Origin of the sequence: Sphingomonas sp. IBVSS2 (assembly GCF_002127225.1) — a bacterium.
Lineage (GTDB): Bacteria > Pseudomonadota > Alphaproteobacteria > Sphingomonadales > Sphingomonadaceae > Sphingomonas.
In genome coordinates this window covers 495,585-516,133 of record NZ_NFUR01000002.1, presented here as the reverse complement: position 1 = coordinate 516,133, position 20,549 = coordinate 495,585, and the positions used below count along the sequence as shown (strand labels likewise).

The 20,549-nt window shown below is 69.5% G+C and carries 21 protein-coding genes and 1 tRNA gene; 16 read left to right on the top strand and 6 right to left on the bottom strand.

The features are described from left to right. Positions 1–94: 94 nt before the first annotated feature. On the top strand, positions 95–1,246 hold the full coding sequence (locus CAP40_RS08445; protein WP_086128934.1) for a glycosyltransferase family 1 protein: 1,152 nt from the start codon (positions 95–97) through the stop codon (positions 1,244–1,246). Positions 1,247–1,275: 29 nt separating this feature from the next. On the opposite strand, the gene CAP40_RS08440 is transcribed toward CAP40_RS08445, so the two are convergent. Continuing rightward, positions 1,276–1,593, bottom strand: a complete 318-nt coding sequence (locus tag CAP40_RS08440; protein ID WP_373384893.1) for a DUF2218 domain-containing protein — start codon at positions 1,591–1,593, stop codon at positions 1,276–1,278. A 77-nt stretch (positions 1,594–1,670) separates the two neighbouring features. Continuing rightward, positions 1,671–2,267 carry a PadR family transcriptional regulator gene (locus tag CAP40_RS08435; RefSeq protein WP_373384887.1) on the bottom strand — a complete coding sequence of 199 codons (597 nt, stop codon included), beginning with the start codon at positions 2,265–2,267 and terminating at the stop codon, positions 1,671–1,673. Between the two features lie 252 nt (positions 2,268–2,519). Between CAP40_RS08435 and CAP40_RS08430 the strand changes: the two genes are divergently transcribed. From CAP40_RS08430 to CAP40_RS08415, 4 genes are all read left to right on the top strand, one after another. Further along, positions 2,520–3,857, top strand: coding sequence for a replication-associated recombination protein A (locus tag CAP40_RS08430; RefSeq protein ID WP_086128932.1), 1,338 nt, complete (start codon positions 2,520–2,522; stop codon positions 3,855–3,857). Then, a complete protein-coding gene (locus CAP40_RS08425) occupies positions 3,854–4,201 on the top strand; it encodes a hypothetical protein (protein ID WP_086128931.1) in 348 nt (115 codons plus the stop codon). The genes CAP40_RS08430 and CAP40_RS08425 overlap by 4 nt, the downstream gene beginning before the upstream one ends. Positions 4,202–4,230: 29 nt before the next feature. Then, the gene (locus CAP40_RS08420; RefSeq protein WP_086128930.1) at positions 4,231–5,094 is read left to right on the top strand and encodes a hypothetical protein; all 864 of its coding nucleotides are present in this window, start codon (positions 4,231–4,233) and stop codon (positions 5,092–5,094) included. A gap of 119 nt (positions 5,095–5,213) precedes the next feature. After that, entirely contained in the window at positions 5,214–5,579 is a 366-nt protein-coding gene (locus CAP40_RS08415; protein WP_086128929.1) for a hypothetical protein, read from the top strand. 8 nt (positions 5,580–5,587) lie between these two features. On the opposite strand, the gene CAP40_RS08410 is transcribed toward CAP40_RS08415, so the two are convergent. Further along, positions 5,588–6,238: a DsbA family oxidoreductase gene (locus CAP40_RS08410; RefSeq protein WP_086128928.1), complete on the bottom strand. Its 651-nt coding sequence runs from the start codon at positions 6,236–6,238 to the stop codon at positions 5,588–5,590. A 60-nt stretch (positions 6,239–6,298) separates the two neighbouring features. Further along, positions 6,299–6,628, bottom strand: a complete 330-nt coding sequence (locus tag CAP40_RS08405; RefSeq protein WP_086128927.1) for a hypothetical protein — start codon at positions 6,626–6,628, stop codon at positions 6,299–6,301. A 185-nt stretch (positions 6,629–6,813) separates the two neighbouring features. Here CAP40_RS08405 and CAP40_RS08400 point away from each other — a divergent pair, with 185 nt between their 5' ends. The 5 genes from CAP40_RS08400 to CAP40_RS08380 all read left to right on the top strand — a co-directional run bounded on the left by CAP40_RS08400 (position 6,814) and on the right by CAP40_RS08380 (position 13,624). After that, positions 6,814–7,191, top strand: coding sequence for a BlaI/MecI/CopY family transcriptional regulator (locus tag CAP40_RS08400; protein WP_086128926.1), 378 nt, complete (start codon positions 6,814–6,816; stop codon positions 7,189–7,191). 2 nt (positions 7,192–7,193) lie between these two features. Then, positions 7,194–8,939 (top strand): M56 family metallopeptidase, encoded by a 1,746-nt coding sequence (locus tag CAP40_RS08395; RefSeq protein ID WP_086128925.1) that lies wholly within the window; start codon positions 7,194–7,196, stop codon positions 8,937–8,939. 90 nt (positions 8,940–9,029) lie between these two features. Next, positions 9,030–9,974, top strand: a complete 945-nt coding sequence (locus CAP40_RS08390) for a hypothetical protein (protein WP_086128924.1) — start codon at positions 9,030–9,032, stop codon at positions 9,972–9,974. Between the two features lie 21 nt (positions 9,975–9,995). Further along, positions 9,996–12,044 (top strand): TonB-dependent receptor plug domain-containing protein, encoded by a 2,049-nt coding sequence (locus CAP40_RS08385; RefSeq protein ID WP_086128923.1) that lies wholly within the window; start codon positions 9,996–9,998, stop codon positions 12,042–12,044. Continuing rightward, positions 12,044–13,624 (top strand): serine hydrolase, encoded by a 1,581-nt coding sequence (locus CAP40_RS08380; RefSeq protein WP_086128922.1) that lies wholly within the window; start codon positions 12,044–12,046, stop codon positions 13,622–13,624. The genes CAP40_RS08385 and CAP40_RS08380 overlap by 1 nt, the downstream gene beginning before the upstream one ends. Positions 13,625–13,649: 25 nt before the next feature. Here CAP40_RS08380 and CAP40_RS08375 read toward each other — a convergent pair whose 3' ends face one another. Continuing rightward, positions 13,650–14,396, bottom strand: a complete 747-nt coding sequence (locus CAP40_RS08375; protein WP_086128921.1) for a siderophore-interacting protein — start codon at positions 14,394–14,396, stop codon at positions 13,650–13,652. A 163-nt stretch (positions 14,397–14,559) separates the two neighbouring features. Here CAP40_RS08375 and CAP40_RS08370 point away from each other — a divergent pair, with 163 nt between their 5' ends. The 6 genes from CAP40_RS08370 to CAP40_RS08345 all read left to right on the top strand — a co-directional run bounded on the left by CAP40_RS08370 (position 14,560) and on the right by CAP40_RS08345 (position 19,865). Continuing rightward, on the top strand, positions 14,560–15,372 hold the full coding sequence (locus CAP40_RS08370) for a helix-turn-helix domain-containing protein (RefSeq protein ID WP_086128920.1): 813 nt from the start codon (positions 14,560–14,562) through the stop codon (positions 15,370–15,372). A gap of 146 nt (positions 15,373–15,518) precedes the next feature. Next, a complete protein-coding gene (locus tag CAP40_RS08365) occupies positions 15,519–15,872 on the top strand; it encodes a YbaN family protein (protein ID WP_306298556.1) in 354 nt (117 codons plus the stop codon). A 74-nt stretch (positions 15,873–15,946) separates the two neighbouring features. After that, positions 15,947–16,022, top strand: a tRNA-Thr gene (locus CAP40_RS08360). Between the two features lie 73 nt (positions 16,023–16,095). Continuing rightward, on the top strand, positions 16,096–17,664 hold the full coding sequence (locus CAP40_RS08355; protein ID WP_086128918.1) for a toll/interleukin-1 receptor domain-containing protein: 1,569 nt from the start codon (positions 16,096–16,098) through the stop codon (positions 17,662–17,664). Continuing rightward, entirely contained in the window at positions 17,661–18,266 is a 606-nt protein-coding gene (locus CAP40_RS08350) for a nucleotide synthetase (protein ID WP_086128917.1), read from the top strand. The genes CAP40_RS08355 and CAP40_RS08350 overlap by 4 nt, the downstream gene beginning before the upstream one ends. Before the next feature lie 18 nt (positions 18,267–18,284). Beyond that, positions 18,285–19,865 carry a tetratricopeptide repeat-containing protein gene (locus tag CAP40_RS08345; RefSeq protein WP_086128916.1) on the top strand — a complete coding sequence of 527 codons (1,581 nt, stop codon included), beginning with the start codon at positions 18,285–18,287 and terminating at the stop codon, positions 19,863–19,865. Here CAP40_RS08345 and CAP40_RS08340 read toward each other — a convergent pair. Continuing rightward, positions 19,862–20,512 (bottom strand): Crp/Fnr family transcriptional regulator, encoded by a 651-nt coding sequence (locus CAP40_RS08340; RefSeq protein ID WP_179187989.1) that lies wholly within the window; start codon positions 20,510–20,512, stop codon positions 19,862–19,864. The two genes, CAP40_RS08345 and CAP40_RS08340, sit on opposite strands and share 4 nt — an antisense overlap. Between the last annotated feature and the right edge of the window lie 37 nt (positions 20,513–20,549).

The window sequence follows — 20,549 nt, the reverse complement described above, 5'->3', positions numbered from 1 at the left end:
CACGCGATACCGACGGTTTCTCCACCCCTCCTCCACAAAGGAGAACTATGCGCCAAGGTTGCCCCTCGCGCCCGCGGGCGGTATCGCGCGCGCCATGAAGCCTACCGACCTCCGCGTCGCGCTGTTCAGCGGCAACTACAACTATGTCCGCGACGGTGCGAACCAGGCGCTCAACCTGCTCGTCGGCTATCTGCTCGATCAGGGCGTGAAGGTCCGCGTCTATTCGCCGACCACCGACACGCCCGCCTTCCCGCCGACGGGCGATCTGGTGAGCGTGCCGGCGCTGCCCGTGCCGGGCGGGCGCGACGAATACAAGTTCGCCAAGGGCATCAAGGCGGTGCTGCCGGACCTGGAGGCCTTCGCGCCCAATCTCGTCCATGTCTCCGCGCCCGAGATACTCGGCCACCGCGCAGTCACCTGGGCGCGCAGGAACAACATCGCCTCGGTCGCCTCGGTCCATACCCGGTTCGAGACCTATCCCGCTTATTATCATATCGGCTTCGTCACGCCGTTGCTGATCTGGACCCTCACGCGCTTCTACAACCGGTTCGACACCGTGATGCCCACCGGGCGCGGCATGGAAGAGCTGCTGCGCAGCTGGGGGGTCGACCGGCCGATGCGGATCTGGTCGCGCGGCGTGAATCACGATCGCTTCAATCCGGGCCGGCGCAGCCTCGAATGGCGGCGCGCCCTCGGCATCGCGGACGATGAAGTCGCCGTGAGCTTCCTCGGCCGGCTGGTGCTGGAAAAGGGGCTCGACATCTTTGCCGAAGTGGTCGGCGAACTGCAGCGACGCGGCGTGAAGCATCGCGTGCTCGTGATCGGCAAGGGCCCCGCGCAGCAATGGTTCGCCGATCGCGTGCCCGACGCGGTGTTCGCCGGCTTCCAGGCAGGCGACGATCTGGGGCGCGCGGTCGCCTCGATGGACGTGTTCTTCAATCCCTCCCTGACCGAGAGCTTCGGCAACGTCACGCTGGAGGCGATGGCCGCCGGCGTAGCCGTGGTCGCCGCCAATGCGGTCGGCCCGGTCGGCATGGTGGAGGAGAATGTGAGCGGCCTGCTGGTCGATCCCGGCAAGGGCGCGGTGGGCCGCTATGCCGACGCGATCCAGCATTATTGCGAGAACCATGCCGCGCGGAAAGCGGCGGGCACGGCCGGGCACGCGATCGCCGAGACCTATCAATGGGACGCGATCAACCAGAAGGTGCTCGACGCCTATCTCGAGGCGATCGCGAGCCGGGCCTGACGCCCCCTTCCCTTCAGGGGAGAGCGAGATTAGCGCCAATCATATTTCAGCCCGTCCTCACGAAAGGCGAACCGGTCGAGATGGCGCTCCACCGCGCCCTTCAACCCCTCGAGCTGCTCGGGCGAGCTGGCGTCCACGCGGATGTCGAGCCCGGTCTCGGCGACGTTGAAGGTCACCACCGCGTCGCCCGGATGGTTCGCGCCGCGCGCATCCCGGGGGAAGATCACCGTGCCGTTCTCCGGCGTGAACTCCACCTGGAGATTGTGCTGCCAGTGCTTGCACAGCTGCTGCAGATAGCGGCTGGCATGCTCGGTGGGGGCCAGCGTCTCGGCCGAGAACATCGTCATCGTCATGCACTTCGTCTCCATCGGCGGCGGCACGATCCCGAGCCGCCGCCTCAACATTTCAATGCGCGGCACCGGGCTCAGAGCCGCTCGATCTTGCGCGCCGCCTCGTCGAGGATCTCCGCGACGCCGTGCAGCATGTCGGCATCGACGCTTTCCCCCGCAAGACGTTCCTGCAACACGGCGCGCAGATTGCCCATCGCACGGCGGATCGGCCCGCCATGGGACCGCTCGCGCAGCCCCGCCAGCTGCTGAAGCCGCTCGAACAGCGCCGCCACTTCCTCGGTCCGCTCGGCGAGATGCGCCGTGCCGGCCTCGGTGATCGCGAACTGCTTCTTGGCGCCTTCGCTCTTGCTCTCCTCGATCAGGCCCATGTCGTCGAGCATGGTGAGGGTCGGATAGACCACGCCCGGGCTGGGGGCATAGGCGCCGCCCGAACGCTCCTCGATCTCGCGGATCAGATCATAGCCGTGGCGCGGCTGCTCCTCGATCAGCTTGAGGAGGATGAGGCGCAGCTCGGTGCCGTCGAACATGCGGCGGCGGCCGCCCCGTTCGCCGCGCTCGCCAAAGCCGCCGCGGCCCATGCCCCATCCGATGATGAAGTCCGGCGCGCCGCTGCCAAAGCCGCCACGGCGGCCGAAATGCATGCCGCGATGGCCGCAATGATGATGTCGCATAATATCTCCTGTACGACTCTTGATGGTTCTAAGATATATCTTAAACTAGTCTTTGCAAGCGCCGATGTTGACATTTTCCGATGTTCCCGTATTGTTCCCATATGCCCCCGGACCTAGACTTCTCCGCCGGCGCCCTGCGCGAACGAGCAAAGGGGCACCGAGCCATGCGCGACGATGCCATTGCTTTCGTGGCTTTCCGCCGCCGACATCGGCAGTGGGAAAACGGGCCCGCCGGCCCTATCTGTGCCGTCGATGGCTGATCTTTTCGCGACCGAGGAACAGGCGCCGCACGCCCCCGAAAGCGGCGCCGGCCCGCTGGCCGACAAGCTGCGCCCGCAGCGGCTCGAGGATGTCGTGGGGCAGGAGCATCTGACCGGCCCCGAGGGCGCGATCGGGCGGATGGTCGCGGCAGGCAAGCTCTCGTCGATCATCCTCTGGGGCCCGCCCGGCACAGGCAAGACCACGATCGCGCGCCTGCTCGCCGATGCGGTCGGCCTGCGCTTCGTCGCGATCAGCGCGGTCTTCTCGGGCGTCGCCGACCTGAAGAAGGTGTTCGCCGAGGCGAAGGAATATGCCCGGATCGGCCGGCGCACGCTCCTTTTCGTGGACGAGATCCACCGGTTCAACCGCTCGCAGCAGGACGGCTTCCTGCCCTATGTCGAGGACGGCACCGTCACCCTGGTCGGCGCGACCACCGAGAATCCGAGCTTCGAGCTCAACGCCGCGGTGCTCAGCCGCGCCCAGGTGCTGATCCTCCACCGGCTCGATCCCACCGCGCTGACTCGCCTGCTCGATCGGGCCGAGGCCGCCGAGGAGCGCCCCCTGCCCCTGACCCCCGATGCGCGCGACGCGCTGGTGGCGAGCGCGGACGGCGACGGGCGCTTCCTGCTCAACCAGGCCGAAACCCTGTTCGCCGTCCATTTCGAGCAGCCGCTCGATCCCGCCGGCCTGTCGAGCTTCCTCCAGCGCCGCGTCGCGGTCTACGACAAGGATCGCGAGGGGCATTACAACCTGATCTCCGCGCTGCACAAATCGGTGCGCGGCAGCGATCCCCAGGCGGCGCTCTATTATCTCGCGCGCATGCTCACCGCCGGCGAGGAACCGCTCTTCGTGCTGCGCCGGCTGGTGCGCATGGCGGTGGAGGATATCGGCCTCGCCGATCCCAACGCGCTGGTCCAGTGCCTCGCGGCCAAGGACACCTACGAGTTCCTCGGCTCGCCCGAGGGCGAGCTGGCGATCGCCCAGGCCTGTCTCTATGTCGCTACCGCGCCCAAATCGAACGCGGCCTATGTGGCGCAGAAGGCGGCATGGCGCGCGGCGAAGGAGACCGGCTCGCTGATGCCGCCGCAGAATATCCTCAATGCCCCCACCCGGCTGATGAAGGACATCGGCTATGGCAAGGGCTATACCTATGATCACGATGCCGAGGGCGGCTTCTCGGGCGACGATTACTGGCCCGAGGAGATGGCGCCGCAGACCTTCTACACCCCCACCGATCGCGGCCATGAGAAGCGCATCGCCGAGCGGCTCGCATGGTGGAACGAGATGCGGGAGCAGCGGCGGGACGACGGAAGGAAACCGGGCGAATGAAGGACTGGGAAGACGCCACTGCCTATGCCCGTACCCTGCCCGATGTGGTGATGGAGAAATGGTGGGGCACGCCCTGCCCGAAGATCAACGGCAAGGGGTTCATGTCGCCCGGCCGCGAGAAGGGCAGCTTCGCGCTGATGGTCACCAGCCCGGAGAAGGAGATATTGTTCGAGACCGATCCGGACACCTTCTGGCAGACCGCCCATTACGCCAATTATCCGATGCTGCTCGTGCGCTATGGCGGCGAAAGCCGCGAGCGGATCGAACTCTATATCCAGCGCGCCTGGTGGGACCGTGCGAAAAAGCCCCAGCGCATCGCGGCGGGAATGGCGGAGCGGCCGTGAGCGCTCTTCATTCCTCCCCGAGGAACTAAGTGCCCGTCTTCACCGATTTCATCGCGATCGACTGGTCGGGCCAGGCAGTCGAGCGGCCCAGGGGGCTCGCCGTGGCGCGCGCCGGGGCCGGCACCGACCCACCCGAACTGGTCGAGCGCGCCTGGTCGCGCCAGGACATTGCCGACTGGCTGGCCGAACTGGCAGGCGGCGGCACGCGGGCGCTGATCGGGCTGGACTTGTCCCCCGCCTTTCCGCTGGTCGACAAAGGCGCATATTTTCCCGGCTGGGGACGCTCCCCGCCCGACGGACCCGCCTTGTGGAAGCTGGTCGACGAGCTCTCCGCCGAAGACCCGCACCTCGCCGCCACCAGCTTCGTCGATCATCCGGATGCGCGCCGCCATTTCCGCCGGATGGGCGATTGCGGCGACCTGTTCCCGCCCGGCCGCGGCCGTTTCCGGGTGTGCGAGCATGGCCAGGCGGCGATGCGCCTGTCGCCCTATAGCTGCTTCAACCTGGTCGGCGCGAGCCAGGTCGGCAAGTCGAGCCTGACGGGCATGCGCGTGCTGCATCGCCTTCGCGGGCAGGTGCCGCTCTGGCCCTTCGATCCGCTGCCGGAGACGGGCCCGGTGCTGGTCGAGATCTACACCGCGCTCGCGGCCCGGACCGCGGGCATGCGCAAGGGCACCTCCAAGATCCGCGACGCCGCGACGCTGGACGGGATGCTGGCCGCACTCGGCTCCCGCGCCCATGCGCCGCTCACCCGCTACGACGATCACGCCACCGATGCGATGCTCAGCGCGGCCTGGCTGCGGCACGTCGCCGGCCGGCCGGGGCTCTGGGCGCCGGCCGGCCTCACGCCGGAACTGGCGCGCACCGAAGGCTGGACCTTCGGGGTCCCCTGAGCGGCCGTTGATCGCGGCCAGGCGCATTTTCGTCGCACGGGCGATGTGCGCGCCCGCCCGAGCCCGCAGCCTCTCCCGAAGGGCACCCATGGCGGGGCCGTTCTCCAGGGAGCATTTGCATGCAGGCCGTCCTCCTCATCCTCTCCTGCCTCGCGGCGGCGCCGCACCAGGCGCCGCAACAGGCGACCAGGCCGGCGCAACCGGCCGCCAAGGCGCCGCCCGCGCCGGCCGTGCTCAGACTGCGCACCGGCATGAAGGTCTATGCCTCGGACGGCGTGCTCGTCGCGGAGACGGCGCACATTCCCTCGCCGGTCGGCTTCTACGAGCCCAACGCGAGCTTCTTCACGGTGCAGGATCGGCCGTTCATGGAACGGCGCATCTATGCCCGCGAGGCCTGGCTGGACGGCGATGTCGTGCGGCTGCGGATGACCGCCGCCCAGTTCCGCGCGCGCGGCCAGAACCCGCCGGGCGCGCCGGGCTCGTAAGCGCCCGCCTAGGCGGGTTCCGCCGCGATCTGGCGGAGCGCCTGCTCGAAGGCCTCGGGCGGCTGGCCCCCCGAGATCAGCCATTTGTCGTCGATCACGATCGCGGGCACCGAATGGATGCCCCGCCCCTGCCAGAGCTGCTCGGCCTGGCGGACCTCCCCGGCATAGCGGCCCGAAGCGAGCACCTCGCGCGCCGCCGTGCCGTCCAGCCCGGCCTTCTCCGCCGCGGCGACGAGCACGTCATGGTTCGACGGGTCGCGCTGATCGGTGAAATAGGCTTCGAACAGCGCATGTTTCAGCGCCGCCTGGCGGCCCTCGATCGCCGCCCAGTGGAGCAGCCGGTGCGCATCGAAGGTGTTGTAGATGCGGCTGTCGGCCGAACCGTTCATCGTGAAGCCCAGCGCCGCCGCGCGGTCGCGGATCATCTGGCGGTTCGCTGCCGATTGTTCGGGCGTGGAGCCATATTTCCGCGCGATATGCTCGCCGATATTCTCGCCCTCGGGCGCCATGCCGGGGTTGAGCTCGAACGGCTGGAAATGGATCTGCGCGTCGACCAGGTCGCCGGTCCGCGCCAGGGCTTCTTCCAGGCCCTTCAGGCCGATGATGCACCAGGGGCAGGAAACGTCGGAGACGAAATCGATCTTGAGGGAGCGGGGCATCGGCAATCCTTGTGTCGGCATGTTGCGCCAAGATGGGAGCCGGGCGCCCCGATGCCAATGTCAGCCCCGCTTCAGCGCGTCCGCCCGCCGCAGATATTCGTCCGCCATCTCGAAGCGGATGCGCCGTACGCCGGGATCGTCGCTGTCCGCGGCCCGCGCGCGCTCCTCCCGCGCCCGGCGCTGCAGATAGGCGCGCTCGTCCTCCTCCACTTCCGGCTCCGCCACCTTCGCCGGCAGTTCGGCCACTGCCCCGCGCTTCGGCTCGGTGGCCAGCGCCTCGTACATCGCCGCCAGGGTCAGGTGCTGTTCGCGAGCGGAACCCGTCAGCTCCGCCGCCATTTCGCGCTGGAGCGCCGCGCGGGCCTGGTAATAGTCGTGCTGCTTGTTCATCGCTGTCCCCGCTGCGCGGGCGCAATTCTACGAAACCTTGCGCAAAAGCGAAGGTTTCCAGGCAGCAATGGTCGCTCGGGCGCGCCATTCCATCGCATATCCCGCCACCATGCGCACATCGCGGAAGGGGCTTGCACGCACTACAAATGTAGCGTAGGCTACAAATGTAGCGTAAAGGGATTCCCATGCTGAACAACCTGCCGCCCCGCGAACGCCAGATCGTCGACCTGCTCTACGAGCGGGGCGCGATGGCGGTGTCCGACGTCTGCGACGCCCTGCCCGACAGGCTCTCCGCCTCGGCGGTCCGCGCGATGCTGACCCGGCTCGAGCAGAAGGGCGCGGTGCGGCGCGACCAGAGCGAGCGCGGCTATCTGTTCTCGCCCGTCGAGGCCGAGAGCAAGGCGAGCGTCAATGCACTCGGCCATGTCGTGCGCACCTTCTTCAACGGTTCGACCACCCATGCCGCCAGCGCCCTGCTCGGCATGAGCGAGAAGCTGGACGAAAACGATCTCGACGAGCTGGAGGCGATGATCGCCGCAGCGCGCGCCAAGAAGGGAGCCTGATCATGACCGCGCTGCTCGGCCTCGTGCTCAAGTCGCTGGTGATCGCCGGCATCACCCTGATCCTGCTCCGCCTCACCCGCGGCCGCTCGGCGGCGGAACGCTCGCTGATCGCGCATCTCGGCCTGGCCGGGCTGGTGATCCTGCCGCTCGCCACGCTGGTGCTGCCGGCCATGCGCCTGCCGATGCCCGAGTTCGTCCAGAGCGGGTTCGAGGCGCCGGCCGCCCAGGTCACGCTCCTGCCGGCCGCGAATCCGTCGGCCACCGACGGGCCGCCTGCCGCCCCGCCGTCTTCCATCACCAGCGCCGCCGGCACCGCTGCCACCGCGACCGCGCAGCCCTGGATCACCCTGCCGCAGGGCTGGGAGCGCTATGCCTATGCGCTGCCCGTGCTGGCGCTGCTGCTGCTCACCATCGTCGCGCTGCTCCGCCTCGTCCGTCTGCGCGCCGATGCCGAAGTCCTGGTCGACCCGGTCTGGCTGAGCGCGCTCGCCCATGCCCAGCGTCGCATGGGGATGAAGAGCGGCACCGCGCTGCTGGTGAGCGATGCGCTGCCCTCGCCGATTTCCTGGGGCCTTGCCCGCCCCACCATCCTGCTCAGCGCCGATGCGCTTGCCGCCACCGACGAGGCCGAGGCGATCATCGCGCACGAGCTGGCGCACGTCTCCGCGCTCGACTGGGCCAAGCTGATGCTCGCCCGCGTCGCCACTGCGATCCACTGGTTCAACCCGCTCGCCTGGCGGCTGGCGCGCGAAGCGCACCAGCTGCGCGAGGAAGCCGCCGACGATGCCGTGCTCGCCGCGAACATCGATGCGCCCGACTATGCCCAGCTGCTCGTCCGCGTCGCCCGGCACGAGAGCAAGGGCCTGCTGCTCGGCGCGCATGGCGTCGCCCCCGGCAAGGGCAGCCTCAAGCGCCGTGTCGGCCGCGTCCTCGACGCGACGCTGCCGCGCGGCCGCGCCCAGGGCTCATGGATCGCCGGCTTCGGCGCGGGCATGCTGGTGATGGCCGCCCCGCTTGCCGCGCTGACCGTCGGCGCCGCCGAAAGCCATGACGCCGCCAAGGCAGTACGAGGGGGCGATGCCGGGGCAAGCCCGGACGTGGGCGCAAGCCCGGTCGCGGCGCCGGCCATGTCGCCAGCCGCCCATGCGGCCCCGACCCCGGCTCCGGCGACCACCGACCACGCCCCCGCCATTGCCGCGGCCACGCCTGCCCCGGCAGCCGTCCCCACGCCGGCCGATCCGCGCCAGGATCGCGACGCCCGGAACGACAATGGCCGCGACCGTGAGCTCAATGCGATCATCGGCGCTCGCGCGGTGGGCGTCACGCCCGAATATATCGAGGCGATCCGCCGCGCCGCGCCGCAGCTCGGCCCGATCAGCCTCGACGACGCGACCAGCATGCGCGCCGTCGGCGTGACGCCGGAATATGTCCAGGCGATGATGTCCACCGGCCTGCGCATCCGGTCGTTCGACGACATGGTCTCGGCCCGGGCGGTGGGGGTAAATCCCGACTATGTCCGCAGCCTGGTGTCGGCCGGCTTCCGCGGCCAGCTGGACGATTATGTCGCGCTCGCCGGCATGGGCGTGAGCGCCGACGATGTCCGCCGCCTGCGCGCCGCCGGCATGCCGGTCGAGATCGAGACTCTCGCGATCACCCGCAACGGCCGCAAGCGCGGTCCCAATCCCAACCCGAATCCGCGCCCCAATCCGAATCCGCATCCCGATCCGGATCCCAATCCCGACAACTAAGTCCGCCCTTCCACCTGCCCATTGCCGAAGCGCCAACGCCCCGTCTGGGGCGGACGCCCCCGGCTTGCCCGTTGCACTAGGAGAAATGCCATGAACCGCGTCCTTGCCGTCATCGCCTCCGTTACCCTGCTCGCCACCACCGCCATCGCCGGCGATCGTGCCCGCGACCCGGTCACCGCGTCCACGCCGATCAGCTTCAAGCTCCAGCTCGAGGCCAGCGGCTCCCGTTTCGAGCTGCGCCTGTCCATGGGACCGCGCAGCAACATGAGCACGCAGATCAGCCATGAGCAGATCGGGCTCGACAATCGCGCCCTCGAAGCCAATGGCCCGGTCCGCTTCGCCATCGCCCGGGAACCCGGCCGCCTCGACTGCGCGGGCGACGCCGACAGGCGGATCGCCACCGGCAACTGCACCTTCACGCCCGCTATCGAATTCGCGCGCTATCTCGCCGGCCGCGGCATCGGCGAACCGAGCTTCAAGGAATCGTTCGACCTGACCCTCGTCGGCGCCAACAAGGCGCTGGTCGAGGCGCTGGCCCAGGCCGATTATCCCAAGCCGACGATCAATCAGCTCGTCGCCCTTTCCGCGCTTCGCGTCACCCCGGCCTATGTCGCCGACCTTGCGCGCCAGGGCTTCCGCCCCGACAATCTCGAAGACCTCACCGCGTTCGCCGCGCTCGGCATCGATGCGGACTATGCCGGCAAGATGCTGCGCGCCGGGCTGGGCAAGCTGAGCGGCAAGAATCTGATCGAGCTCAAGGCGCTCGGCATCTCGCCCGAGTTCCTTTCGGACATGGCGGGCGCGGGGCTGCGCAACCTCACCGCCGACCAGGCCGTGCAGCTCAAGGCGATCGGCGTCACGCCCGCCTATGTTCGCGAGCTGGCCGCGATCGGCTATGCCGATCTGCCGGCGAACCGGCTGGTCGAGATGAAGGCGGTGGGCGTCACTGCCGAGGATGTGCGCCGCGCCCGCAAGATCGGGATCGCCCAGCCCACGCCCGATCAGCTCGTCCAGCTGCGCACGCTGCGCAACTGATCGCCGCATAGCGTCCCCCAGATGCGTCTAGCTGCGCTCCTTCTCGCCGGCGCCGCGCTCCTTCCCGTGAGCGCGGCCGCCCAGACCACCCCCCCGCCTCCCGCCGCCAAACAGGTCTTCGCTCCCGAGGACTTCGCCCATTTCGCCCCCCGCACCGCCTATGACATGCTCGTCCGGGTTCCCGGCTTCACCATCCGCAGCGCGGACCAGGAGCGCGGCCTCGGCCAGGCATCGGAGAATGTGCTGATCAATGGCGAGCGTATCGCCAACAAGACCGGCGGCGCGATCGCCGAGCTCCAGCGCGTCGTCGCCGCCAATGTCGAGCGGATCGAGATCGTCGACGCCTCCACCCTCGGCATCGCCGGGCTTGCCGGCCAGGTCGCCAACATCATCCTCAAACAGGCCCGCAAGGCCGGTGGCCAGTTCGAATGGCGGCCGGACTTCCGCGCCCATTATGCGCGCCCCAACCTGTTCCGCGGCAATGTCAGCTACACCGGCAAGACGAGCGGGATCGACTATACGCTCTCGCTCGAGGATCAGACCGGGCGCGGCGGGCTCGGCGGGCCGGAGCTGTTCCATGCCGCCGACGGATCGCTGATCGAGCGCCGCGAGGAAGTATTTCATTCGGAATCGGACACGCTCGTCGCCAAGCTCAGGCTCGGCTTCGACGGGCCGGGCGGTTCCAAGGGCCATCTCATCCTCAACTATTCGCCCTATTGGGGCCCGGTCTATGATTTCGAGCGGCGCTATCGCGCCGACGGCAATGACGGCACCCGCCTGCGCCGGAACCGGCTCGACGGCTGGATGTACGACGTCAACGCGGATTATGAATTCCCGCTCGGGCCCGGCCGGTTCAAGATCATCGGCCTGCGCCATTTCGACCATGAGCCGCTCATCTCCACCCAGGTGGACAGTTTCGCGAGCGGCGCGCCCGATCAGGGCACCCGTTTCGGGCGCAACTCGTACATCACCGAAACCATCGCCCGTGCCGAATATGGCTGGAAGATGGGTGGGAGCGACTGGCAGCTATCGCTCGAGCGCGCGGTCAACGGCCTCGATCAGCGCGGCTCGCTCGCCAGGCTCGATCCGCAGGGAAGCTTCGTGCCGGTTCCGTTCCCCGGCGGCAGCGGGATCGTGCGCGAAGTCCGCCACGAGGGCATGGTGACGTTCAGCCGCCCGCTCGGCGCGGGGATCAGCCTCCAGGTCGCCGGCGGCGGCGAGTTCAGCACGCTCGAACGCGTCGATGGCGACTTGCCCGCACGGCACTTCTTCCGGCCCAAGGGCAGCATCACGCTCGGCTGGCGGCCCGACAAGCAATGGGATCTCAGCCTCAAGCTGCGCCGCCGGGTCGGCCAGATCAGCTTCTACGACTTCCTGGCCCAGCCCAACCTCAAGTCCGAGCGGCAGAATGCCGGCAACGCGGAACTCGTCCCGCCGCAGAGCTGGGAAGCGGAAATGGAGGTCGGCCGCACGCTGGGTGCCGCGGGCAAGACCCGGCTGCGCGCCTATTATTACGCAGTCGAGGACATCGTCGACATCGTGCCGATCGGCGCGGACGGCGAAGGCGTCGGCAACCTGCCGCGGGCGACACGCTTCGGAATGGAGAGCACCAGCACGATCCAGTTCGCGCCGCTGGGCCTGCCCGGCGCCCGGCTCGACGCCACCTTGGGCTTCGAGATCGCCCGCGTCCGCGAGCCGCTCACCGGCGAGATGCGCCCGATCAGCGGGACGCAGGATCGCTGGGCCGAGCTCGATTTCCGCCACGACCTGCCGAACAGCGATTTCGCCTGGGGCATCACGGCCGGCCTCAATCACAATACGGCCTATTATTATCTCACCGAAGTGAACCGCGAGAACGAAGGCCCCTGGTTCACCAACGTCTTTGTCGAGCACAAGGACGTGTTCGGCCTCACCGTGCGCGCGCAGGTGGGCAATGTCCTCAACGGCAGGCACTATTATGATCGCCAGGTCTATGCCGGGCGACGCAATGCGACTCCGCTGGTGTTCCGGCAACGCAACGACCAGCTGATCGGGCCGATCTTCACCTTCACCATCCGCGGGAGCTTCTGATGCAATTGATAGACCGAGTCCTGCGCTCCCTCACGCCATTGGCCCTCCCTCTATCCGTCACCATCCCCGGTGCCGCCCTGGTCCTTCTCGCGACGGCCACCTCCGCCCAGGCCCAGGCCCAACAGGCCCCGCTGCTCACGCCCGAAACCGTGATGCTGACCATCGACATGGCGCCCGGCGAGCCGCCGCTCGTCGTGACGCTGGCAGAGCTGATGCAGGCCTTTCGCGTGCCGGGCATGAGCGTCGCGGTGGTGAAGGACAATCGCATCGCCTTCTCGGCCGGGTTCGGGGTGACCGAGGCCGGCGGCGCTACTGCGGTCACCCCCGCCACGCTGTTCCAGGCCGCTTCGATCAGCAAGCCGGTCACCGCGATGGGTGCGCTGTGGCTGGTGGAGCGGGGCAAGCTCTCGCTCGATGCCGATGTGAACACCCTGCTCAAAGGCTGGAAACTGCCGGAGAGCCCGCTCGCCGCCACCCGGAAAGTCACGCTGCGCCGGCTGATGAGCCACAATGCCGGCCTGAACGTCCATGGCTTTGCCGGCTATGCGCAGGGCATGGCGGTGCCGGGCATCGAGCAGATCCTCGACGGCAAGCCGCCCGCCAACAGCCCGGCGGTCCGCGTGACCGTGGAGCCCGGCACCCAATGCCTCTATTCGGGCGGCGGCGTGACGATCGAGGGACTGATGATCCGCGAGGCGGCGGACCAGTCGTTCGAGGATTTCATGGCCGCGCGGGTCCTGCGTCCGGCCGGGATGACGAGCAGCAGCTTCGCCCAGGCCCTGCCCCCGGAACTGGCCGCGCGCGCCGCCAGCGGCACCGGGCCCGACGGCGCCGTCACCCCGGGCAAATGGCATGTCTATCCCGAACTTGCTCCCGATGGCCTGTGGACCACCGCCGAGGACCTTGCCCGGCTGGGCATCGAAGTGTCGCTCTCCCGCGAAGGCAAGGCCAACCATGTCCTGTCGCAGGCGATGACGCGCGAGATGCTCACGCCCCACTGCCCAGACGATCCCGGCAAGCCCGGCGGCATCGGGCTGGGTTTCGGCGTCGGCTATGGCGACCATCCTGGCCAGTTCCGTCACAACGGCGCGAACGAAGGCTTCCAGGCGCTGATGTTCATGGATGCGGACAAGGGCTGGGGCATCGCCCTGCTCGGCAATTCGGACAGCTTCTCCGCCATCTACGAGCGCATCATGAAGGTCGTCGGCGATGCCCAGGGCTGGCAGTATCCGGTCCGCGCGCCCCGCGCCGGCGATCTGCTTCTCGTCGTCGCCGCCCGGCGGGGCGTGGATGCGGCGCTGGCGCACTATGATCGCACGCGGAACGGGAAGGACGATCCGTCGATCCTCAACCTGCTCGGCTACCGCCTGCTCCGCCAGAACCAGATCGCCGACGCGCTCCGCGTCTTCGAGCGCAACGCCGCGCTCTATCCGGGGGACGCCAATGCCTGGGACAGCCTGGGCGAAGGGCATGCCCGCGCCGGCAACCGGGAAGCCGCGATCCGCGACTATCGGCGATCGCTCGCGCTGGATCCGAACAACGCCAATGCGAAACGGCAGCTGGAGAAGCTCGAGCGCTAGGCACAACCCCGGTGCGCGCCGGGCGCTAGTCGAGCCCGGTCTTGCCCGGCGCCCAATAGGCCTTGGCCGCGATCCGGCTCGCCGGCACCGCCAGCCGCTTCAGCCGCTGGCGGAGCCGCTGGACGGTGCCCGCCTTGCCGGTCAGCACGAAGCCGGTGCCGCCGGCCGCCAGCGTCGCAAGCCGCACTTCCATCTCGCCGACATGCGCGTCGCCCGCCGCCCTTGCGAACAGCGCGACGCGGTCGAGGCCCAGTTGCTCGGCCACCCGGCAACTGCCCTCCACGTCGCCAACCTCGAAATAGCCGGCAACCATGCGCCCGGGGTCCTGATAGGCAAGCGCATGGGCAAGGCCGATCGAGGTCTCGTCGCCGAACACCGCCAGCGGGCCGTGCATCCGGCCGGCATCGAGCGAGCCGCGGGGCCCGAAAATGTCGCACATGTCGCCCGGCGCCGCGTCGCGCACCCATAAGCTGCCCGGCCCGTCGCCATGCACATGGCCCAGGATACAGGCACGCCCGGTCCCCGGGTTCCATTCGATCGGCGTGTAGGTCCGCGCCGTGAACGCCGAGCCCATGGCGATCTGGATCTTCTGCCCCGGCGTCCAGGCGACGCCTTCCAGCGCCGGCCCCTCCAGGGTGATCAGCCGGAAGCCCCGGGCGAGTCGCTCGCTGGCGGTCACGGTCGCGCGCTTCATCAGCAGCCGGATCAACGCCTGGCCAAGCCGGCCAGGCGCCTTGGCCACGGGACGTTCGGGCGATTCGATCGGCAGCATCACACGGTCCTCACGCTGAATTCCTGGTCACGGCCCCGCCGCTCGCGCCACCTTTCCGGGCTCGACGGGTTCGGAAACAACTGATAATGGCTCGCATTATTGTCGTCATTGCGAAGCATGGACAGAATATTATCGAATTCTGCCAATCAGCGCGGAGGCAGGCATGCCCATCCTGAATGAAATTGGCGACGATAACGGCTGGATGGATCCGGACGAGGTGCCTCGCCCGGTCGTCACCTATGGCTTCATCACCGAGGCGTTCGGCAGCTTCGAACTCGCCCCGCATCGCCATGCCAAGGGCCAGATCATCCTGGCCCAGCGCGGCGCGCTGAGCTGCGAGGTGGACGGCGGCCTGTGGATCGTCCCGCCGCGCAGCGCCATCTGGATTCCCGGCGGCGCCCTCCATTCGGTCAAGGCGACGGGGGCGCTGGAAGGCTATAACGCCTTTATCGCCCCGGACACCGAGGCGGGCCTCCCCGCAAGCTGCTGCGCCCTCTCGGTCAGCCCGCTGCTCCGCGAGCTGCTCGCCCGCGCCGCGGTCCTGCCCGTCCTCTACGAGGAGAGCGGCGCCAATGCCCGGCTGGTCTCGGTCCTGCTCGACGAGATCGCCGCGGCCCGGATCGAGGATCTTCACCTCCCCATGCCCACCGATGCCCGCCTCCGCCGGGTGGTCGACCTGATGATGGCCGCGCCGGCCGAGCGCGGGACGCTCGATGCCTGGGCCCGCCGCGCCGGCCTGGGCGAGCGCACGCTCGCCCGGCTGATCCATCGCGAGACCGGCATGAGCTTCGGCCGCTGGCGCCAGCAGCTGGGCGTGATGCTCGCGATCAAGTGGCTGGCGGGCGGCGCTTCGATCCAGCAGGTCGCGGCCGATCTCGGCTATGAGAGCGTGCCGAGTTTCGTGACCATGTTCCGCAAGGCACTGGGCACTTCGCCCGGCCGCTACATGGCGGAACGCCATGCCAGCCGCCACTGATACGCGCGGGGGCTGGACGCCGGCCCCGGCGCACGCCACCCTGCCGCCTCGCGCCAAGGAGAACCGCATGATTCCCGCCGCTGCCCGGGGCTCCCGCCATCTCGCCTGAGCCGCGCCTCGCCAGCCGCGCGGCGCGCCTGTTCTGGGTGGCGCTCGGCTTCTTCTTCGTCGCGCTGGGCGTGATCGGCGCATTGCTGCCCGTGATGCCGACCACGATCTTCCTGATCCTGGCGGCGGGCTGCTTCGCCCGCGGCTCCACCCGCCTCGAGGCCTGGCTGCTCGATCATCCCGGGATCGGCCCGCCGATCCGGCAATGGCGCGAGCAAGGCGCGATTCCGCGTCGCGGCAAGATCGCGGCCTTTGCCGGCATCGCACTGGGCTATGGGCTGTTCTGGATCTCGGTGCGCCCCCATGCCGGGCTGGCGCTCGGCGTCGCGGCGGCGATGGCCGCCTGCGCGCTGTGGATCGTCACTCGCCCCGCGCCCATCGGCTCGGCATAGTTCGGCCTTGACCGCCCGGGCGAAGCCGACCAAGGGGCGGGCGACCTGCGGATCGTCGCGGGTTTCGGGCAGGTGCCGGGTTAGCTCAGCTGGTAGAGCAGCGGTTTTGTAAACCGAAGGTCGCGGGTTCGATCCCTGCACTCGGCACCAGCACGGTCCAGTCCCCCGTTGACACGCCCTCCCGCTCTGGCAGCTTGGGATCGGGGTCGAGGGGGAACGCGGCATGACCGGGGAACGCTATCGCGCGTTCATCAGCTACAGCCATCGCGACGCGAAGATCGCGCGCTGGCTGCACCGGAAGCTCGAATCCTATCGCTTCCCCCGCCGGCTGATCGGCAGGCCGGGGCCGCTCGGCCCGGTTCCGGCGCGGCTCGGGCCGATCTTCCGCGATCGGGAGGAATTCGCCGCGGCGACCAGCCTCAGCGATGCCGTGACCCGGGCGATCGCGGCGTCCGAGGCGCTCATCGTCGTCTGCTCGCCCGCGGCGGCCGCCTCGCCCTGGGTCGCGCGCGAGATCGCCGCATTCCGCGCGGCGCATCCCCACGCGCCGCTCCTGCTCGCCCTTGTCGACGGTGAACCCGATGCGGCATTTCCCGCGCTCGCCCGGGCCGGCGACAATGAACCGCTGGCGGCGGACTTCCGCGCCCGGGGCGACGGGCGCCGGCTCGGCCTGCTCAAGCTGCTCGCCGGCCTGGCCGGCCTGCCGCTCGGCGAGCTCGTCCAACGCGATGCCCAGCGCCGGCTGCGGCGCGTGACGGCCGTCACGGTCGCGGCGCTGATCGCCCTGCTAGCGCTGACGGCGTCGAGCGTCGTTGCGATTCGCGCGCGGCACGAAGCGGAACAGCGGCGTCAGGCCGCGGAAGGGCTGGTCGAGTTCATGCAAACCGATCTCCGCGAGCGCTTGAAGGCGGTGAACCGCCTCGACGTGCTCACCGCCGCCAACCGGCGCACGCTGGCCTATTATTCCGCCCAGGATCTTGCCGAGCTGCCGCCCGATGCCCTGGCCCGGCGCGCCCGCATCCTGCACGCGATCGGCGAAGACGATCTCGACCGCAAGGACGATGCGGCCGCCGCCGCCGCATTCGCCGAAGCGCGTCGCACCACCGGCGCGCTGCTCGCGCGGATGCCGGACGATCCCGAGATGCTCTTCACTCATGCGCAGAGCGAGTTCTGGATCGGCGACCTGGCGATCAAGCGGCGAGATCCGGGTGGCGCGGAAGCCGCGTTCCAGGCCTATATCGCGCTCGCCGATCGGCTGGCGACCGTCGCGCCGGGCGATGCGCGCAGCCTGCAGGAAGTCGCCTACGCCAATGGCAGCCTGTGCAGTGCCCGCTACGACATGCGCCGCACCGACGGATTGCTCGACCTGTGCATGCGGGCGCTGCGGGCGATGGAGCGCGTCGCGGCGATGCGGCCCGGCGACGCCGACGCGCTGCGCGGCCTCGCCAACCGGCACGCCTGGGTCGCCGACGTCTATTTCCATCGCCTCCACGATCCCGCCGCGGCCCGGCGGCACCGCGACCGCGAGGCGGCGATCATCGAGGATCTGCTCCACGCGGACCCCGCCAATGCCCAGCTGCGCCGCAAGCGCATCTGGTCGCAGCGCGCGCTCGGCCTGATCGAACTGGAGACGGGCGCCGTCGCACGCGGCGAGGCGCGGCTGGCACAGGCGATCCACGATCTGGAGGCGATCGTCGCCGGGGACCCCGCCAATCGCAGCCTCGCGCAGACGCTGGCCGAAATGAAGCAGGAACTGAGTGAGGCGCGTACCAGAGAGGGAGAAAGACGATGAATTTCTTCGAACTACCGGAAGGCGATCCCGAACCCGACATCGCGCACGTCAAGAAGATATCCATTCAACTCGAAGCGATCACCGGCAAGGACGGCGCAACCGCGCCGGTGGTCCAGGCGCTGCAATTCGTTCCGCGATATTATGACGATGGCGAAGACGGCGCCGGCGCCAATGTCGGCGCGAGCCCGGAAGCGATACAGGCCGCGATAAGCGGCTTCATCGGGCGAAACCCGCCGGCGGTAGAGCCCGTGGACGGCCCGCTAGATTTCGGGCTCGTCTACAAATGCTATGTCGTCATCCGGCTCGAGGGGGAATTCTGGGAATTCGCGCGCGAGGACGCCGTCACGACCAAGCAGCAGCATGCCAATGCCCGCTACTATAATCTGCGAACCCATAGCCGCCACGGCGACGACCGGATCTCGGCGGTCTCCTTCTGCGCCCGGACGCCGCTCCGGCTATGGGACGCGAGCGGGATCGGCGTGAAGCATGGCTTCAATCTCCATGTCGACTTCGTCGAGCGTGCGCGGGACGGCACCGTCATCCGCCGCCTGCCGGTGATCATCGATCCCGATGTGGAGAATCGCGGAAACGGAGGCCGATAGCCCGATGCGCGCACCCATATGATGACGCCGACGCTGCTTTCGATCACGGCACTGGCGCGGTCCGGGGCGGAGGAGCTGGCATGGCGGCTCTTCCGCTCCGCGGGGCTCGATCGGGTCGGCGACGATCCGGCCGTGCTCGCCCTGCACGGCCGGCTGCGCAAGGACCGCGCGCTGGGCCTGGCCGGCGCGGCCCGGCGCGAGGCCGCCGCCCGCGCCGCGGACGCCTATGCCGCCGCCGCGCGGCTTCGCCCGGCAACCTACCCGCTGATCAACGCGGCGACGCTGTCGCTGATCGCGGGAGACCGCGATGCGGCCCGGCGCCTGGCGGACGAGGCGCTCGCGCTGCTCGATGCCGGCACCGGCGAGCCCGACACGCCCTATTATCTCGAAGCGACCCGTGCCGAGGCGCTGCTGCTCGGCGGCAAGCGCGCGGCGGCGGAGGCCGCGCTCCGCGCCGCCATCGGGCGGGCGCCGCGTGCCTGGGAGGATCATGCCTCCACGCTGCGCCAGTTCGCCACGATCCTCGCCGAGCTGGCGCTCGATCCCGCCTGGCTCGATGCCTATCGCCCGCCGCGCACGCTGCACTATGCCGGACAGATGCGGATCGACGACGCCGCCGCACAGGCAGCCACGATCGACAGCGTGCTGGCGGCCGAGAATATCGGCTTCGGCCATGGCTCGCTCGCCGCCGGGGCCGACATGCTGATCGCCGAGCGGCTGCTCGCGCGCGGCGCGGAACTGCACGTCACCCTGCCCTGCGATCGCACGACGTTTCTCCACCGGTCGGTCGAAGCCTTTGAAGGCGATGCCGGGCGCTTCGAAGCCATCTTGGCGCAGGCGGCAACGGTGCGCGAGATCGGCGAGGAGCGCGACGCCGACCCCGCGCTGACCGGCGAACTTGCCGACGCGCTCGCCATGGGCGGCGCGGTGATGCGCGCCCGGCAGTTGCAGACGCGGGCCGTGCAACTGATCGTCAGCGAGATATCGCAAGGCGCACCGGCGGCCCCGAACAGCGCACGCCTCGCGCGGAGCTGGGCGGCGACCGGCCGGCCGCAACATGTGCTGGACGCGGGCCGGGTCCCTGCCGGTGCCGCGGCACCGGACGGCACGACAGGCGCCCCGCAACTGGTCGCCATGGTCGCGATCAGCCTCTGCGGGCCGGACGACGAGACCGCGGCGGATCGGATCGCCGAACGGCTGGCGGCACTGCCCGAGCCGATCGGCCTGATCGCCCCGCCCGCCTGGCGCGCGGACGGCGTCGTGCTCCACTATGGATCTGCCCGCGAAGCCGCCGCCGACGCGGCCCGGCTCCGCACCGCACTCGCCGAAGCTGGCCCGGTGCGCATCGCCGGCGATCTCGGCGCCCTGCGGATCGTGCCCGCCCCCTTCGGAGGCGGCACGCTGGTGCTGGGCTCCGCAGCCCGCCGCATCGACCGGATACTCGATGTCACCCCTTCGACGGCGGTCTATTTCTCCGAGTTCCTCGGTGCGGCCCTTGCCGCGAGCACGGGGGCGGACGAGAGCACCCGCCTGGAGCCGATCGGAGAGCTGCCGGGAACCACCCTCTCCCTTCATGCCCTGCGCGGATACGGCCCCTAGATCACCATATCGGCCAGCCGCGCCGGGGCGACGATCACCAGGGCATCTGCGTCGCGCCGCACGATGCCGCGCCGTTCGAGCGCGCTGACGGCGCGCGACACCGTCTCGCGCGTGGTGTAGACGCGCGCGGCCAGTTCGGAGAGTATCGGCGCCGGCGCGATCGTCATGCCGTCCGCCGTTGCCGCCAGGCGAAGCAGTTCCTCGTGCACTCGCCCCGCCGCGGAGAGCGTCGCGCGCGACAGCATCTGCTCCGATACCCGCGCCAGCTGGCGGAGCAGCGCCCGCGAAAGCATGAGCCCCACACAGCTATGCGTCTCCAGCAGGCTCAGAAAGTCCGCGGCGCCGAAGATGGCGGAATCGAGATCCTCCAGCGCGGAGATCTCGCTGAAATGCTCCTGCGCCCCGGACAGCGCGCCGAACAGGTCGCCGGGCGCGAAGTCGTAGAAGCGGATCAGCAGGCCGTCGGGCGAGATGACGAAGGAGCGCGCCCGTCCCATCACCAGCAGATAGACGTCGTGGCAGCGTTCGCCCTGCCGGACGATCGCACTGCCCGCCGGATAGGCGCGCGGCCGGGCGCGCGCCTCGATCTGCCGCGCGGTCTCGGCGGAACAGGCGAAGACCCGCTCGATGAAGTCGTTAAGCGCCAAGGCACCCCCCGGTTCCCGTCCGGCCCACATTGGGCGG

Excerpts from the sequence above, each read along its gene's own strand:
- CAP40_RS08445 (WP_086128934.1), top strand. The coding sequence starts at position 95 with ATGAAGCCTACCGACCTCCGCGTCGCGCTGTTCAGCGGCAACTACAAC.
- CAP40_RS08440 (WP_373384893.1), bottom strand. The coding sequence starts at position 1,593 with ATGACGATGTTCTCGGCCGAGACGCTGGCCCCCACCGAGCATGCCAGC.
- CAP40_RS08435 (WP_373384887.1), bottom strand. The coding sequence starts at position 2,267 with ATGCGACATCATCATTGCGGCCATCGCGGCATGCATTTCGGCCGCCGT.
- CAP40_RS08430 (WP_086128932.1), top strand. The coding sequence starts at position 2,520 with ATGGCTGATCTTTTCGCGACCGAGGAACAGGCGCCGCACGCCCCCGAA.
- CAP40_RS08425 (WP_086128931.1), top strand. The coding sequence starts at position 3,854 with ATGAAGGACTGGGAAGACGCCACTGCCTATGCCCGTACCCTGCCCGAT.
- CAP40_RS08415 (WP_086128929.1), top strand. The coding sequence starts at position 5,214 with ATGCAGGCCGTCCTCCTCATCCTCTCCTGCCTCGCGGCGGCGCCGCAC.
- CAP40_RS08410 (WP_086128928.1), bottom strand. The coding sequence starts at position 6,238 with ATGCCCCGCTCCCTCAAGATCGATTTCGTCTCCGACGTTTCCTGCCCC.
- CAP40_RS08405 (WP_086128927.1), bottom strand. The coding sequence starts at position 6,628 with ATGAACAAGCAGCACGACTATTACCAGGCCCGCGCGGCGCTCCAGCGC.
- CAP40_RS08400 (WP_086128926.1), top strand. The coding sequence starts at position 6,814 with ATGCTGAACAACCTGCCGCCCCGCGAACGCCAGATCGTCGACCTGCTC.
- CAP40_RS08395 (WP_086128925.1), top strand. The coding sequence starts at position 7,194 with ATGACCGCGCTGCTCGGCCTCGTGCTCAAGTCGCTGGTGATCGCCGGC.
- CAP40_RS08390 (WP_086128924.1), top strand. The coding sequence starts at position 9,030 with ATGAACCGCGTCCTTGCCGTCATCGCCTCCGTTACCCTGCTCGCCACC.
- CAP40_RS08385 (WP_086128923.1), top strand. The coding sequence starts at position 9,996 with ATGCGTCTAGCTGCGCTCCTTCTCGCCGGCGCCGCGCTCCTTCCCGTG.
- CAP40_RS08380 (WP_086128922.1), top strand. The coding sequence starts at position 12,044 with ATGCAATTGATAGACCGAGTCCTGCGCTCCCTCACGCCATTGGCCCTC.
- CAP40_RS08375 (WP_086128921.1), bottom strand. The coding sequence starts at position 14,396 with ATGCTGCCGATCGAATCGCCCGAACGTCCCGTGGCCAAGGCGCCTGGC.
- CAP40_RS08370 (WP_086128920.1), top strand. The coding sequence starts at position 14,560 with ATGCCCATCCTGAATGAAATTGGCGACGATAACGGCTGGATGGATCCG.
- CAP40_RS08355 (WP_086128918.1), top strand. The coding sequence starts at position 16,096 with ATGACCGGGGAACGCTATCGCGCGTTCATCAGCTACAGCCATCGCGAC.
- CAP40_RS08350 (WP_086128917.1), top strand. The coding sequence starts at position 17,661 with ATGAATTTCTTCGAACTACCGGAAGGCGATCCCGAACCCGACATCGCG.
- CAP40_RS08345 (WP_086128916.1), top strand. The coding sequence starts at position 18,285 with ATGATGACGCCGACGCTGCTTTCGATCACGGCACTGGCGCGGTCCGGG.